Below are 15,690 nucleotides of genomic sequence, written 5' to 3'. Positions count from 1 at the left end.
GGGCAGTTATGCCATATTTATTGAAACACTCACCTGTCGCCGTTGCGATTTCGCTGGCACTATCGTCAGCGCTATTTACCGCGAATGCTGCAGTTATCGATTTTGCTAATTTACCAGCCACCGGAGCAGTAACGGATTTGCCTGCGGAAATACAGGCGCTGATTCCTGCAACGGCAAACGCGAACTTTAGCAAAAATACTAGCGATCCTAACTATGTCTACCAGTACAGCCCTGGCAATATTCCAGTCTACGGGGATGGGATCACTCTCGAAGGGCCGGGGGCGGAAGCCTTTGAGCACTCCGTGACCGTTATTCAGAACTCCACGTCCGGCAGCCCGGGGGTGATATTTGGTGACGACCTGACTATTCGTACCCAGTCAAAAGTGGCTGCCAATAACGGTAAAGATGTCGACGGTATTCGTACCCACGGTATGAACACGCCGAATAACCCGGTATTTATCATTACCGGCGACCGCACCCACATTTACGTTAATGGCCAAAGCGGCGATGGTATCAATGCCGGGTACAGCTCCTTCAGCCAGGGTTCTCTCGGCTCCGCCAATATTTATGTGGGTGACGATCTCTATATCGAAACCACCGGCAGTACCGGTCGCGGTATTAGCGCCTATGCACTGAATGATGCCTCGAAGGCCAAAAATAACATTGTCGTCGGCGATCGTGCGCATATTGTGACGCGGGGTACCTACGCCGAGGGGATTCGTACCAACCAGAGCGGCTCATCCGTCCGTCTGGGGGATGAGGCCACCATCGAAACGTTTGGCACCTCGGCCTACGGCCTGTATGCGGGTTCTGCCTCCAGAATCGAGCTGGGAAAAAAAGCGACCATTACCACCGACGCAGCCAGTGCCTCCGGCGTGTACTCTACCGGCTCGTCAACCATCACCCTTGATGAAGGCGCGACCATCACCACCAACGGTGCCAGCGCGCATGGCATCTACGCTTATACAGCAGCGGTAAATGTGGGAGATAACGTCACCATTGCGGTCAACAGCAGCGAGAAAACCAGCAGCTCCGCCCAGGCGCCGCACGGGATGTATGCCTGGTCACGCGGCGTGATAACGCTCGACGGTGGGGCAACCATTACCACCGCAGGCCAGCGCGACCAGGGTAGCTATGCCCTGAACGCCAGCAATGGCGGAATTATTGATGCCTCTGCAGGCGGAAAATTCCTCCTTAACGGCGATATCCTCGCCGCAGGTGGCGTCGCGGCCAACAGTACCCTTCCGGCACAAAACAGTACCATTATGCTGACAATGGGTAACAGCTCGCTGTGGAACGGAGCATCGTACATAGAAAGCAACGCTGCCGGGACCGGTACTCTTGCGCTTACGATGAATGATGCCGTCTGGAATATGCGCGACAGCTCAACGTTGACCAGCCTGACCCTGAACGCGGGCGGCACGATAAATTTCCAGCATGCTGAGGACGCGGCCTGGCAAACCCTGACCATCAACGAGGATTACACAGGCAACGGCGGCAAGCTGGTTTTCAATACCGTGCTGTCTGATGATACCTCTGAAACTGACAGGCTGATTGTTGAAGGAAACACATCCGGTCGTACCGCGGTTGACGTAAACAACATTGGTGGTGCAGGCGCACAAACCGTTGAAGGGATTGAAATAGTCAGCGTTGGCGGCAACTCGGAGGGAACGTTTGAGAAGGCCAGCCGTATCGTAGCGGGGGGTTATGACTATAACGTTGTGCAGAAAGGTAAGAACTGGTTTCTGACCAGCCTGGCTGAACCCGTTGACCCACCAATCGACCCGGTAGATCCTCCTGTTGACCCGGTAGACCCACCGGTCGACCCCGTCGACCCGCCTGTTGACCCGGTGGATCCACCTGTTGACCCTGTCGACCCGCCTGTCGTCCCGGTAGATCCGCCCGTCGACCCGGTGATTCCGCCGCAAGAACCGGTACCGCCACCTGCGCCGCCGAAAAGCAAGCATCAGTATCGCCCAGAATTTGGCAGCTATCAGGCAAACAGCTATGCGGCAAATACGCTGTTTATGACCCGCCTGCACGATCGTCTGGGTGAAACGCAGTACACCGACATGCTCACCGGCGAGCAAAAAGTGACGAGCCTTTGGATGCGTAACGTCGGCGGGCATGCGCGTTTCAACGACGGCAGCGGCCAGCTAAAAACGACAGCCAACCGTTACGTACTGCAGTTGGGTGGCGATATCGCCCAATGGAGCACAGATGGCCTGGACCGCTGGCATCTTGGCCTGATGGCGGGCTACGGTAACAGCCAGAGCCGGAGCGCTTCCAGCCTGACCGGATACCACTCACGTGGCGAAGTGAATGGCTATAGCGTAGGTCTGTACGGTACCTGGTACGCAAACGAAGCCGATAAAAGCGGCACCTACGTTGATAGCTGGGTGCTGTATAACTGGTTTGACAATAAGGTGATGGGGCAGGACCAGGCGACCGAGCGTTATCGCTCCAGCGGCATAACCGCCTCTGTCGAAGCGGGCTATAGCGTTAAGGTGGGTGAAAGCGGCCGCAACAGCTACTGGATCCAGCCGAAGGCGCAGGCCGTTTGGATGGACGTGCAGGCTGACGACCATCGCGAGCGTAACGGCACGCGGGTGAAAGACGAAACCCAGGGCAACCTGATGACGCGTCTCGGCGTGAAGGCCTATATCAGCGGACATAACGCGATGGATGACGCTAAATCACGCACCTTCCAGCCGTTTATTGAAGCGAACTGGATCCACAATACCCAGGCCACGCGCATCCGCATGGATGACGTCAGCAATGAGATGCGCGGTACGCGCAATATTGGTGAGTTAAAGACGGGCGTAGAGGGGCAGATTACCCCGCAGCTTAGCGTCTGGGGCAATGTGGCACAGCAGATTGGCGATAAAGGCTACAGCGATACGCAGGGAATGCTGGGGATAAAATACAGCTTCAAATAACAAAAAAGCCGCTGAGAAATCAGCGGCTTTTTGCTTCAGGCGATATCATCGCTGGTACAGGCCAGCACCGTTTCAACCTTGCTGGATTTCAGATGATTTTGCAGCGCCGAGCCGGGCATCTCATCGGTGAAAAGAGCCGTTGTCTGCGCCACGTTGCCAATTTCCACCGCGGCGGATGCGTTAAATTTCGTATGATCGGCCGCCAGCAAAATGTGACGAGAGTGGGCCATCATGGTTTTCACCACGCTGGCTTCATTCACGTCAAACTCCATCATCGCGCCGTCGTGCTCAATCGCCCCGACGCTGGTCACGAGATAGTCCGCCCGAAAACCAGACACAAACGCCGTCGCCGCAGGCCCGATAATGCCGCCGTTGTGCGGGCGCAGCGTGCCGCCCGGCACCATCACTTCAAAGCGCGGGTTCTTATACAGAATATGCGCCACCCGCAGGCTGTTGGTGATGATGCGCAGATGATTATGGTTAAGCAGCGCCCGGGCAACGTGCTCTACGGTCGTGCCGATGGTGATGAAAATAGTTGAGCCATCGGGAATATAGTCCGCAATGGCTTCGGCTATCGCCCGCTTCTCTTCGGTAAGCGACACTTCGCGCTGCTCGAACGCCGTGTTCACCACGCTGGATGCCCTGCCCGCGCCGCCGTGATGACGCGTGATCAGCCCCTGCTCGCTGAGCTTACGGATATCCCGGCGCACCGTTTGCGTCGACACGTCCAGCAGCTGCGCCAGTTCATCAATGTTCATATAGCCGCGATCGGCAATCAGCGTCAGCAGCTGATCGTGACGCGGGTTGCCGGTCAGTTCGGTAAGGCTCATGGGCTGTCCTCTGAAAACCATCACGCCCCGCATTTTATACAAAAAGTGACAAAAAAGAGCGGGTTTGATCACAGTCGGGTATACCCGCGCGCCCGCCGGGCTTTGTGCATTTCAGGGCTGCGACGGCGCTGGCAAAACGCACGGCGTCTGCGGCGGTGGATTGCTGCCCCAGGCTGAACGCCAGCGCGCCGTGGAAAACGTCGCCCGCGCCGGTGGTATCCACCACGTTCACCTCAAAGCCGGATTGATGACACAAGGCGCCGTTTTCCAGCCAGTAGCAGCCGTCTCGCCCCTGAGTGACATACACATGTCCATTTGTGAGCGTTTGTGCTTTTTTAAGGGCATCTTCTGCTTTATCCAACTGAGTTAGTCGCCGCAGGCCCGGCGCGGAGAAGGCCGCGTGGTCGCTTAAGGCTATCAGCTCCGCGATGTCCTGCGGGGTAACGTCGGCATCAAGCAAAGTAGGAACGCCCTGCTGACGGGCCAGGGTAAACGCCTGTTTTGCCCCGTCATGCCAGCGCACGTCTGCTAAGACAATATCCCACTGGGAAAAGTCGATTTCATGCAGCCAGTCTGCCCCGGCGGGCAGATCGGGGCTGGGGTAGTTGGCAATCACTCGTTCTCCGCCTGCGTCCACCAGCACCGCGGATTGTGACGATCGGGCACCTTTAAACACGCGTGTAGAGCGGGTGTTCACCCCCAGGGATTCCAGCTCCGCCAGCAGCCGTCTGCCGGTATCGTCGTCCCCCACCCGGCCAATAAAATCCACTTCCGCACCCAGTTTTGCCGCCGCCACAGCCGCAGTTGCCGCCGGGCCGCCCCCCACTTCCGTATAGTCCTTTGCGACATATTTCCCACCTTCCTTTGGTAAATCATCGAGATACCAGATGCGATCCAGCACGGTAATGCCGACACAAACGATGCGAGTCATGGTGATTCCTTCTGCGATTTCTGATGCCTTCATTTTAATTTCACCAAATGTTTAAAAAGTGACTCGTGTCAATTTTTTGACTATAAATTACAAATACGATCAAAAACAGACAACATAAACGCGCAAAAATTGACACGATGTGACAGGAGAGAGGCATGTCAGCAATCGCATTTATCGGTTTAGGGCAGATGGGCGCGCCAATGGCGAAGAATCTGTTAAAGCAAGGCCACCAGCTTAACGTGTTTGACGTGAACCCGCAGGCGGTTCAGGCGCTGGTAGAGAGCGGCGCACGGGCGGCGGCTACGCCCGCACAGGCAGCCACGGACGCCGAATTCGTCATCACCATGCTGCCAAACGGCGACCTGGTACGCAGCGTCCTGTTCGGCGAGCACGGTGTGTGCGAAGGGTTATCCCCCGACGCGCTGGTGATTGACATGTCCACCATTCACCCGCTGCAAACCGACGCGCTGATCCGCGACATGGCTGAGCGCGGCTTCAGCCTGATGGACGTGCCCGTGGGACGCACGTCTGACCATGCCATCGCCGGCACGCTGCTCCTGCTGGCGGGCGGCACCGCGCAGCAGGTGGAACGCGCCACCCCCGTCTTAATGGCGATGGGCAATGAGCTGATTAACGCCGGCGGGCCGGGCATGGGCATCCGCGTTAAGCTCATCAATAACTACATGAGCATCGCCCTGAACGCGCTTTCCGCCGAGGCGGCCGTGCTGTGTGAAGCGCTTGGCCTCTCCTTTGAGGTGGCGCTGAAGGTGATGAACGGCACGCCGGCGGGTAAAGGCCACTTCACCACCTCATGGCCGAACAAGGTGTTGAAAGGCGATCTTTCACCCGCCTTCATGATCGACCTTGCGCATAAGGATCTGGGGATCGCCCTGGACGTGGCTAACCAGCTCCACGTTCCGATGCCGCTGGGCGCGGCTTCCCGCGAAGTTTACAACCAGGCTCGCGCCGCCGGGCGCGGGCGCGAAGACTGGACAGCCATTCTAGAACAGGTTCGCGCATCTGCCGGGCTGAAAAAATCACACTGATACGAAAGGACTGAGGAATGACGATGTACACCCTGAAAGATATCACCCGACCTTCCGGCGGTTTTGCAATGCTGGCCGTGGATCAGCGCGAAGCGATGCGCCTGATGTTTGCCGCCGCAGGCGCACCGGTGCCGGTAACCGACCAGCACCTGACGGATTTTAAGGTCAACGCGGCGAAGATTCTGTCGCCGTACGCCTCTGCCATTCTCGTCGACCAGCAGTTCTGCTATCGCCAGATTGTGGAGCAGCAGGCCGTAGCCAACAGCTGCGCGATGATTGTGGCGGCCGACGAGTTTATTCCGGGGAACGGTATTCCGGTCGACAGCGTGGTGATCGACAAAAGCATCGACGCCCAGGCGGTCAAACGCGACGGCGGCAAGGCGCTCAAGCTGCTGGTGCTGTGGCGCAGCGATGAAGATCCGCAGCAGCGCCTGGAGATGGTGAAAGCGTTCAATACGCTGTGCCACGACAACGGGCTGCTGAGCATTATCGAGCCGGTGGTGCGTCCGCCGCGTCGCGGAGCCGAATTTAACCGCGAACAGGCGATTATCGATGCGGCTAAAGAGCTGGGCGACAGCGGGGCCGACCTCTACAAGGTGGAGATGCCGCTGTTTGGTAAGGGCACGCAGCAGGAACTGCTGGCGGCCTCGCAGAAGCTGAACGAGAACATCGCCATGCCGTGGGTGATCCTCTCCTCCGGCGTGGACGATAAGCTGTTCCCGCGCGCCGTGAGCGTGGCGATGCAGGCAGGGGCATCGGGCTTTTTAGCCGGTCGCGCCGTCTGGTCCTCGGTGATTGGCCTGCCGGATACCGAGCTGATGCTGCGTGATATTTCCGTACCAAAACTTCAGCGTCTGGGTGAGATCGTCGACGAAATGATGGCTCGCCGTTAAGAAAGGACCCGAACATGAAATGGTTTAACACCCTGAGCCACAACCGCTGGCTCGAACAAGAGACCGACCGCATTCTCGATTTCGGCAAAAACGCCGCCGTACCGACCGGCTTTGGCTGGCTGGGCAATAACGGGCAGGTTCGCAGCGATATGGGCACCCATCTTTGGATCACCGCCCGCATGCTGCACGTGTACGCGGTGGCGGCAAACATGGGCCGTCCCGGCGCGTATGCCCTGGTTGAGCACGGCATTAACGCCCTCAACGGCCCGCTGCGCGACAAACAGCACGGCGGCTGGTACGCCTGCGTAAACGATGAAGGCGTCATTGACGCCTCCAAGCAGGGCTATCAGCACTTTTTCGTCCTGCTGGGCGCGGCGAGCGCCGTGACCACCGGACACCCGCAGGCACGCAAGCTGCTGGACGATGCCATCGAGGTGATTGAGCGCTACTTCTGGAGCGAACAGGAGCAAATGTGCCTTGAGTCCTGGGATGAAGCCTTCAGCAAAACGGAAGATTACCGCGGCGGTAACGCCAACATGCACGCCGTGGAAGCCTTCCTGATTGTCTATGACGTAACTCACGATCGTAAGTGGCTCGACCGCGCCCTGCGCATCGCCTCGGTGATTATTCACGACGTGGCGCGCAAAGGTGAGTATCGCGTTAACGAGCATTTCGACACCGGCTGGAACCCGATCCGCGATTACAACATCGATAACCCTGCTCACCGCTTCCGCGCCTACGGCGGCACGCCGGGACACTGGATTGAGTGGGGCCGCCTGATGCTGCACCTGCGCGCCGCGCTGGAAGCGCGCTTTGAAACCCCGCCGGAGTGGCTGCTGGAAGATGCGAAAGGCCTGTTCCACGCCACCATCCGCGACGCCTGGGCACCCGACGGCGCCGACGGGTTTGTCTATTCCGTGGGCTGGGACGGCAAGCCTATCGTCCGCGAACGCGTGCGCTGGCCAATCGTCGAGGCGATGGGCACGGCCTATGCCCTCTATACCGTGACCGGCGAAGCGCAGTACGAAGCCTGGTATCAGAAGTGGTGGGATTACTGCATCAAGTACCTGATGGATTACGAAAACGGTTCCTGGTGGCAGGAGCTGGACACCAATAACGAAGTGACCACCAAAGTCTGGGACGGCAAGCAGGATATTTACCATCTGCTGCACTGCCTGGTGATCCCCCGCCTGCCGCTGGCGCCGGGCTTAGCGCCTGCCGTCGCCGCCGGATTGCTGGACAGCCAGGCCAAATAATAAAGACGGAGTTTTTATGCGTACCCTACACAATATTGACCTGAAAAATAACGAACGTGGCTTCACCCTGCGCTGGCAGGATCGTCTGATTTTGTCCCACTCCGAAGAAGCGCCTTGCCTGTGGATCGGCGCAGGCGAAGCCGATATCAAGATGTTTCGCGGCAATTTCAGCATTAAAGACAAGCTCAACGAAAAGATTGCCCTGACGGACGCGACCGTCTCGCAGCAAAGCGCGGGCTGGGCCATCCGCTTTACACGCGGCGATGCGGTGAGCGCGACGCTGCTGGTGGGCGTGGATGCGGAAGGCCGTCTGGAGCTGAAGCTGAAAAATGATGCCGCCAGCCATAACCGCATCTGGCTGCGGCTGGCGGCGCAGCCGGAAGATCATATCTACGGCTGCGGCGAGCAATTCTCGTATTTCGATCTGCGCGGCAAGCCGTTCCCGCTTTGGACCAGCGAGCAGGGCGTGGGGCGCAACAAGCAGACCTACGTCACCTGGCAGGCCGACTGCAAAGAGAACGCGGGTGGTGACTACTACTGGACCTTCTTCCCGCAGCCTACCTTCGTGAGCACCCAGAAGTACTACTGCCACGTGGATAACAGCTGCTACATGAACTTTGACTTCAGCGCGCCGGATTTCCACGAGCTGGCGTTCTGGGAAGATAACGCCACGCTGCGCTTCGAATGTGCGGAAACGTACGTCGATCTGCTGGAAAAACTGACCGGCCTGCTGGGACGTCAGCCGGAGCTGCCGGACTGGGTGTACGACGGCGTGACGCTGGGCATCCAGGGCGGCACCGAGGTGTGCCAGCAGAAGCTCGACGCCATGCGCGAGGGCGGCGTGAAGGTGAACGGCATCTGGGCGCAGGACTGGTCCGGCATCCGCATGACCTCCTTCGGCAAACGCGTGATGTGGAACTGGAAGTGGAACAGCGCGCTCTATCCGCAGCTTGACGAGCGGATCGGGCAGTGGAAGCAGGAGGGCGTACAATTCCTCTCCTATATCAACCCGTACGTCGCCAGCGATAAAGATCTCTGCGAAGAGGCGGCGAAACGCGGCTATCTGACCAAAAACGCCAACGGTGAGGACTACCACGTTGAATTCGGCGAGTTCTACGCGGGCGTTATCGACCTGACCAACCCGGAAGCCTACGGCTGGTACAAAGAGGTCATTAAAAAGAACCTGATCGAACTGGGCTGCGGCGGCTGGATGGCCGATTTCGGGGAATATCTGCCGACCGATACCTTCCTGCATAACGGCGTGAGCGCGGAGATCATGCATAACGCCTGGCCTGCCCTGTGGGCCAAATGTAACTACGAGGCGCTCCAGGAAACCGGCAAACTCGGGGAGATCCTGTTCTTCATGCGCGCGGGCTACACCGGCAGCCAGAAGCACTCGGTGATGATGTGGGCGGGGGATCAGAACGTTGACTGGAGCCTGGATGACGGTCTGGCGTCCGTCGTCCCTGCGGCGCTTTCGCTGGCGATGACCGGGCACGGCCTGCACCACAGCGACATCGGCGGCTATACCACCCTGTTCGAGATGAAGCGCAGCAAGGAACTGCTGCTGCGCTGGTGCGACTTCAGCGCCTTTACGCCGATGATGCGTACCCACGAGGGCAACCGCCCTGGCGACAACTGGCAGTTCGACGGCGATGCGGAAACCATCGCGCACTTCGCGCGCATGACCACCGTCTTTACCACCCTGAAGCCGTACATCAAAGCTGCGGTTGCGCAGAACGCGAAAAGCGGCCTGCCGGTGATGCGTCCGCTGTTCCTGCACTACGAGGACGACGCGCGCGCCTACACGCTGAAATACCAGTACCTGTTTGGCCGCGACCTGCTGGTGGCACCGGTTCATGAAGAGGGCCGCCGGGACTGGTCGCTCTATCTGCCGCAGGACAGCTGGGTCAATGCGTGGACCGGGGAAACCTGCCAGGGCGGTGACGTGACCGTTGATGCCCCGATCGGCAAGCCGCCGGTCTTCTATCGCCAGCACAGCGAATGGGCAGATCTGTTTAGCACCTTACGTGATATCTGATAAGGCTCGCTCGCAGGGAAACCTGCGGGCAGACGGAGAACAATAATGAGTCAACATACTTCCGATCCGGCAACCCTACGCCTGCCGTTTAAAGAAAAACTCGCCTACGGGATGGGCGATCTCGGCTCTAACATCCTGCTGGATATCGGCACGCTCTATTTGCTGAAGTTTTACACCGACGTGCTGGGGCTGCCCGGCACCTACGGCGGGATCATCTTCCTGATTGCCAAATTCTTTACCGCCTTCACCGATATGGGCACCGGGATCATGCTCGACTCCCGGCGCAAGATTGGCCCGAAAGGGAAATTCCGCCCGTTCGTGCTGTATGCCGCCTTCCCGGTGACCTTACTGGCGATTGCCAACTTCGTCGGTACGCCATTTGAGATGACCGGCAAAACGGTGATGGCAACGGTGCTGTTCATGCTGTACGGCCTGTTCTTCAGCATGATGAACTGCTCCTACGGCGCGATGGTGCCCGCCATCACCAAAAACCCGGACGAGCGCGCCTCGCTGGCGGCCTGGCGTCAGGGCGGCGCCACGCTCGGCCTGCTGCTCTGTACGGTGGGCTTTGTCCCGGTGATGAACCTGATTGAGGGTAACGACCAGCTTGGCTACATCTTTGCCGCCACCCTCTTCTCGCTGTTCGGGCTGTTCTTTATGTGGTGGTGCTATAAGGGCGTCACCGAGCGTTACGTCGAGACGCAGCCCGCTAACCCGGCTCAAAAGCCGGGGCTGCTGCAGTCGTTTCGCGCCATTACCGGGAACCGCCCGCTGTTTATCCTGTGTATCGCGAACCTGTGCACGCTGGGCGCGTTTAACGTTAAGCTCGCCATTCAGGTCTACTACACGCAGTACGTGCTGAACGACCCGATCCTGCTGTCGTACATGGGCTTCTTCAGCATGGGCTGTATTTTTATCGGCGTCTTTATGATGCCCGGCGCGGTGCGGCGCTTCGGCAAGAAAAAGGTCTACATCAGCGGGCTGGCAATTTGGGTGGCGGGCGATCTGCTTAACTACTTCTTCGGCGGCGGCTCGGTGAGCTTTGTGGCGTTCTCCTGCCTGGCGTTCTTCGGCTCCGCGTTCGTGAACAGTCTGAACTGGGCGCTGGTGTCCGATACCGTGGAATACGGCGAGTGGCGCACCGGCGTGCGCTCCGAAGGGACGGTCTACACCGGCTTTACCTTCTTCAGGAAGGTATCCCAGGCGCTGGCCGGCTTCTTCCCGGGGATCATGCTCACCCAGATCGGCTACGTGCCGAACGTGGTGCAGTCCGCCGGGACGGTTGAAGGGCTGCGGCAGCTGATATTTATCTACCCGAGCCTGCTGGCGGTCATCACCATCGTGGCGATGGGCTGCTTCTACAACCTCAACGAGAAGATGTATGTGCGCATCGTGGAAGAGATCGAACTGCGCAAACGTACGGCCTAAATGACGTGATAGAGCGCCCTGCGGGGCGCTCTGAGGATCGACCATGACACACAATACTGATCCGTTAACCCTGAAATTGAGCCTGCGAGAGAAGTGCGCCTACGGGATGGGCGATTTTGGCTCGAACCTGATGCTGTGTATTGGCACGCTGTACCTGCTGAAGTTTTACACCGATGAACTGGGGATGCCCGCGTTCTACGGAGGCATTATTTTCCTGGTGGCGAAGTTTTTTACCGCGTTCACCGACATGCTGACCGGCGTGCTGCTGGATTCCCGGCGTAACATTGGCCCGAGGGGGAAGTTCCGGCCATTCATACTTTACGCCTCCGTCCCGGTGGCGCTGGTCGCGACGGCGCAGTTTATGGCCAACGACTTTAGCCTGACGGTCAAAACGGCGCTCGCCACCGTGCTCTTCATGATGTTTGGGCTCTGCTACAGCCTGATGAACTGTGCCTACGGTGCGATGGTCCCTGCCATCACCAAAAACCCGAACGAGCGCGCGCAGCTGGCGGCGTGGCGACAGGGCGGCGCCACGGTGGGGCTGTTGCTCTGCACCGTCGGCTTTATGCCCATTCAGGCGCTGTTCGTCCACCAGCCCTCCCTCGGCTATCTGGTGGCTGCGCTGGTGTTCGTCACCGGCGGCCTGTTCTGCATGTGGTGGTGCTACAGCGGGGTGAAAGAGCGCTATGTCGAGATAACGCCCGATCACCATAAGCCCGGCATTCTGAAATCGTTCTGCGCGATTTTTCGCAATCCGCCGCTGCTGGTGCTGTGCATTGCCAACCTGTGTACTCTCGCCGCGTTCAACATCAAGCTGGCGATTCAGGTCTATTACACCCAGTACGTGCTGAACGATCTGCATCTGCTGTCGTGGATGGGCTTTTTCAGCATGGGCTGCATTCTGATTGGTGTGTTTCTGGTGCCCGGCGCGGTGAAGCGCTTTGGCAAGAAGCCCGTCTATCTGGGCGGGCTGGCGCTGTGGGCGGTGGGCGACGTGCTGAACTTCTTCTGGGGAACCAGCTCCCTGCTGTTCGTGCTCTTTTCCTGCATGGCCTTTTTCGGCACCGCGTTTGTGAACAGCCTGAACTGGGCGCTGGTGCCGGATACCGTTGATTACGGCGAGTGGAAAACCGGCATTCGCGCCGAGGGATCGGTTTACACCGGCTACACCTTCTCGCGCAAAATCTCCGCCGCTCTCGCCGGCTTCCTGCCCGGCATCATGCTGACCCAGATCGGTTACGTTCCTCATGCCGTGCAGAGCGCGGGCACGCTGCTGGGTTTGCGTCAGCTTATTTTCCTCTGGCCGTGCGCCCTGGCAATCGTCGCCGCCGTGACCATGGGGCTGTTTTATAAACTCAACGAAGCGCGCTTCGCCTTTATTATCGAGGAGATTGGAAAACGGAAAAAACAGTCAGCGAATACCCCTGAGATAACACCCAACAATAAAGCGTCAGCAGTCACTTTATAACAATAAATTCGGCCAGTATTTCCTTCCTGTTCATCAGGAGGGAGGCCTTTCTGTACCTGATACATGGACAAATTATGAAAAGAATCATCACTGTACTGATCGTGTCGTCTGTGTCCTGCCCGGTATTCGCCGGGGCCTATGTTGAAACCCGTGAAGCCTACAATACGGCCTCTGAGCTGCACGAAGTGATCCTGCGTGCCGGCTATAACTTCGATATGGGCGCGGGGTTGATGTTCACCAACGCCTACAACGTGGGGAGGTGGGATGAGCTCAAGCACAGCTATAACGAAATAGAGGGGTGGTATCCGCTCTTTAAACCGACGGACAAACTCACCTTCCAGCCGGGCGGGTTGATCAACGACAGCAGCGCCGGTTCGGGTGGCGCGGTTTATTTAGATACCAACTATAAATTCACGGACGGGTTTAATCTGACGTTCCGCTATCGCTATAACCATAACAATTACGATACGCCGGACTATAACGGGCAGATGGATAAGAACGACACGCACGAATTCGCCAACTACTGGAATTTCAAGGTGACCGATGCGTTTTTCTATACCTTTGAGCCGCACTTTTTCCAGCGGATAAATGATTACCACAGCAAAAATGGTAAAGACCATCACTGGGAAATTACCAACAAGTTCAGCTATAAGATCGACAGGAACTGGCTGCCGTACCTCGAACTCCAGTGGCTGGACAGATGGAATGATTACAACCGCGAGCAGTACAGGATCCGCCTGGGGTTACGTTATTCGTTCTAATAAAAAAGCCGCTGATTTCTCAGCGGCTTTTTTTACTTCGGATTGACCGTATTAGTCTTCTTTCGCACCGCGCATAGCACGTTTACGATCGTTCTCGGTCAGGTGACGTTTACGGATACGAATTGACTGTGGAGTCACTTCTACCAGTTCGTCATCATCAATGAACTCCAGAGCCTGCTCCAGGGTCATCTTGATCGGTGGAACCAGAACCGTTGCTTCGTCAGTACCGGACGCACGCATGTTGGTCAGCTTTTTACCGGTCAGGCAGTTTACCGTCAGGTCGTTAGAACGGCTGTGAATACCGATGATCTGGCCTTCGTAAACTTCAGCACCGTGACCCAGGAACAGCTTACCGCGATCCTGCAGACCGAACAGCGCAAACGCAACCGCTTTACCCTGACCGTTGGAGATCAGTACGCCGTTGTTACGCTGGCCCACTTCGCCCGGACGAACGTCGTCGTAGTGGCTGAAGGTGGAGTACAGCAGGCCGGTACCGGAGGTCATGGTCATGAACTCAGAACGGAAGCCGATCAGGCCACGGCTTGGGATCACGTAGTCGAGACGTACGCGGCCTTTGCCATCTGGATTCATGTTTTTCAGGTCGCCTTTACGCTCGCCCAGTGCCTGCATCACAGAACCCTGGTGCTGCTCTTCTACGTCCAGCGTTACGTTTTCGAACGGCTCTTGTTTACGGCCATCGATTTCACGGAAGATTACTTTCGGACGGGAAACCGCCATCTCGAAACCTTCACGACGCATGTTTTCGATCAGAACAGACAGGTGCAGCTCACCACGACCGGAAACGCGGAATGCATCAGCGTCTTCGGTTTCTTCAACGCGCAGCGCAACGTTGTGCACCAGCTCTTTGTTCAGACGGTCAAGGATCTGACGAGAGGTAACGAACTTACCTTCTTTACCACAGAACGGAGAGGTGTTGACGTTGAAGAACATGGATACGGTTGGTTCATCAACGGACAGGGCTGGCAGCGCTTCGACTTTCTGCGGATCGCAGATGGTGTCGGAGATGTTCAGTTCACCCAGACCGGTGATCGCGATGATGTCGCCCGCTTCAGCGATGTCGCTCTCGATACGCTCAAGACCCAAGTGAGTCAGGACTTTACCGACTTTACCGTTACGGGTTTTGCCTTCGCTATCGATGATAGTGACCTGCTGGTTAGGCTTCACTTTACCGCGCTTGATACGGCCAATGCCGATTACGCCAACGTAGTTGTTGTAGTCGAGCTGGGAGATCTGCATCTGCAGGGTGCCTTCCAGGTCAACGTTTGGCGCAGGAACACGGTCAACAATCGCCTGATACAGCGGGGTCATGTCTTCAGCCATGTCTTCGTGGTCCAGACCTGCGATACCGTTCAGCGCAGAGGCGTAAACGATAGGGAAGTCCAGCTGCTCGTCGGTCGCGTCGAGGTTAACGAACAGGTCGAAGACCTGGTCAACAACCCAGTCAGGACGCGCGCCAGGGCGGTCAACTTTGTTGATAACAACGATTGGCTTCAGACCATGGGCAAAAGCTTTTTTGGTCACGAAGCGCGTCTGTGGCATTGGGCCATCCATTGCGTCAACGACCAGCAGAACGGAGTCTACCATGGACATTACACGTTCAACTTCACCACCGAAGTCGGCGTGCCCTGGGGTATCAACGATGTTGATACGGTAGTCATTCCATTTAATCGCGGTGTTTTTCGCGAGGATGGTAATCCCACGCTCTTTCTCCAAATCGTTGGAGTCCATCACGCGTTCTTGGGTTTCGGCACGCGCATCAAACGTACCGGATTGCTGCAGCAGCTTATCAACCAGGGTAGTTTTACCATGGTCAACGTGCGCGATGATGGCGATGTTACGCAAATTTTCGATCACAACTTTGCCTCAGGCATTTAGAAATAGCGCGTTATTGTACACGGATTAATCGCACTACAAAACAGGATCACAAACATCCCCCGCAAACAAGTATTGCAGAGATGCTTTGTGATCGCTTTCACGGAGCGGTAAAAGGGCACTTTAACGTAAATTGCACCAATATGGTGCTTAATGTTCACATTGAAGCACTATACTGGTGCAACAAATCCATCATGGTGCAGC

General features: G+C 57.4%; 11 protein-coding genes. 8 read left to right on the top strand and 3 right to left on the bottom strand.

Annotation, left to right across the window (positions count from 1 at the left end; translation table 11 throughout):
* Nucleotides 1–8: 8 nt before the first annotated feature.
* Complete coding sequence (locus IM271_RS15695) at nt 9–2,939, top strand: autotransporter outer membrane beta-barrel domain-containing protein (RefSeq protein WP_193052841.1); 2,931 nt, start codon at nt 9–11, stop codon at nt 2,937–2,939.
* A gap of 35 nt (nt 2,940–2,974) precedes the next feature.
* Here the strand turns inward: IM271_RS15695 and IM271_RS15690 are convergent, their stop codons facing one another.
* Entirely contained in the window at nt 2,975–3,769 is a 795-nt protein-coding gene (locus IM271_RS15690) for a DeoR/GlpR family DNA-binding transcription regulator (RefSeq protein WP_032644939.1), read from the bottom strand.
* Nucleotides 3,770–3,803: 34 nt separating this feature from the next.
* Nucleotides 3,804–4,700 carry a sugar kinase gene (locus IM271_RS15685; protein WP_193052840.1) on the bottom strand — a complete coding sequence of 299 codons (897 nt, stop codon included), beginning with the start codon at nt 4,698–4,700 and terminating at the stop codon, nt 3,804–3,806.
* A 155-nt stretch (nt 4,701–4,855) separates the two neighbouring features.
* Between IM271_RS15685 and yihU the strand changes: the two genes are divergently transcribed.
* From yihU to ompL, 7 genes are all read left to right on the top strand, one after another.
* Nucleotides 4,856–5,746: a sulfolactaldehyde 3-reductase gene (gene yihU / locus IM271_RS15680; RefSeq protein ID WP_193052839.1), complete on the top strand. Its 891-nt coding sequence runs from the start codon at nt 4,856–4,858 to the stop codon at nt 5,744–5,746.
* A gap of 17 nt (nt 5,747–5,763) precedes the next feature.
* Complete coding sequence (gene yihT, locus IM271_RS15675) at nt 5,764–6,639, top strand: sulfofructosephosphate aldolase (RefSeq protein WP_045260226.1); 876 nt, start codon at nt 5,764–5,766, stop codon at nt 6,637–6,639.
* Between the two features lie 14 nt (nt 6,640–6,653).
* Nucleotides 6,654–7,895: a sulfoquinovose isomerase gene (yihS, locus tag IM271_RS15670; protein ID WP_063437450.1), complete on the top strand. Its 1,242-nt coding sequence runs from the start codon at nt 6,654–6,656 to the stop codon at nt 7,893–7,895.
* A gap of 16 nt (nt 7,896–7,911) precedes the next feature.
* The gene (locus tag IM271_RS15665) at nt 7,912–9,936 is read left to right on the top strand and encodes an alpha-glucosidase (RefSeq protein WP_193052838.1); all 2,025 of its coding nucleotides are present in this window, start codon (nt 7,912–7,914) and stop codon (nt 9,934–9,936) included.
* A gap of 45 nt (nt 9,937–9,981) precedes the next feature.
* Nucleotides 9,982–11,364 carry an MFS transporter gene (locus IM271_RS15660; RefSeq protein WP_193052837.1) on the top strand — a complete coding sequence of 461 codons (1,383 nt, stop codon included), beginning with the start codon at nt 9,982–9,984 and terminating at the stop codon, nt 11,362–11,364.
* A gap of 43 nt (nt 11,365–11,407) precedes the next feature.
* The gene (locus IM271_RS15655; protein WP_193052836.1) at nt 11,408–12,832 is read left to right on the top strand and encodes an MFS transporter; all 1,425 of its coding nucleotides are present in this window, start codon (nt 11,408–11,410) and stop codon (nt 12,830–12,832) included.
* A gap of 74 nt (nt 12,833–12,906) precedes the next feature.
* Nucleotides 12,907–13,593, top strand: coding sequence for a porin OmpL (gene ompL / locus IM271_RS15650; RefSeq protein WP_045260222.1), 687 nt, complete (start codon nt 12,907–12,909; stop codon nt 13,591–13,593).
* 51 nt (nt 13,594–13,644) lie between these two features.
* Here ompL and typA read toward each other — a convergent pair whose 3' ends face one another.
* A complete protein-coding gene (gene typA, locus IM271_RS15645; RefSeq protein ID WP_049001363.1) occupies nt 13,645–15,468 on the bottom strand; it encodes a ribosome-dependent GTPase TypA in 1,824 nt (607 codons plus the stop codon).
* Nucleotides 15,469–15,690: the final 222 nt, after the last annotated feature.

The sequence above is a fragment of the Enterobacter cloacae complex sp. I3 genome, from assembly GCF_014896175.1.
GTDB lineage: Bacteria > Pseudomonadota > Gammaproteobacteria > Enterobacterales > Enterobacteriaceae > Enterobacter > Enterobacter bugandensis.
Note: the sequence above shows the minus strand (reverse complement) of the source record. Positions and strands in the feature narration are given on the sequence as shown.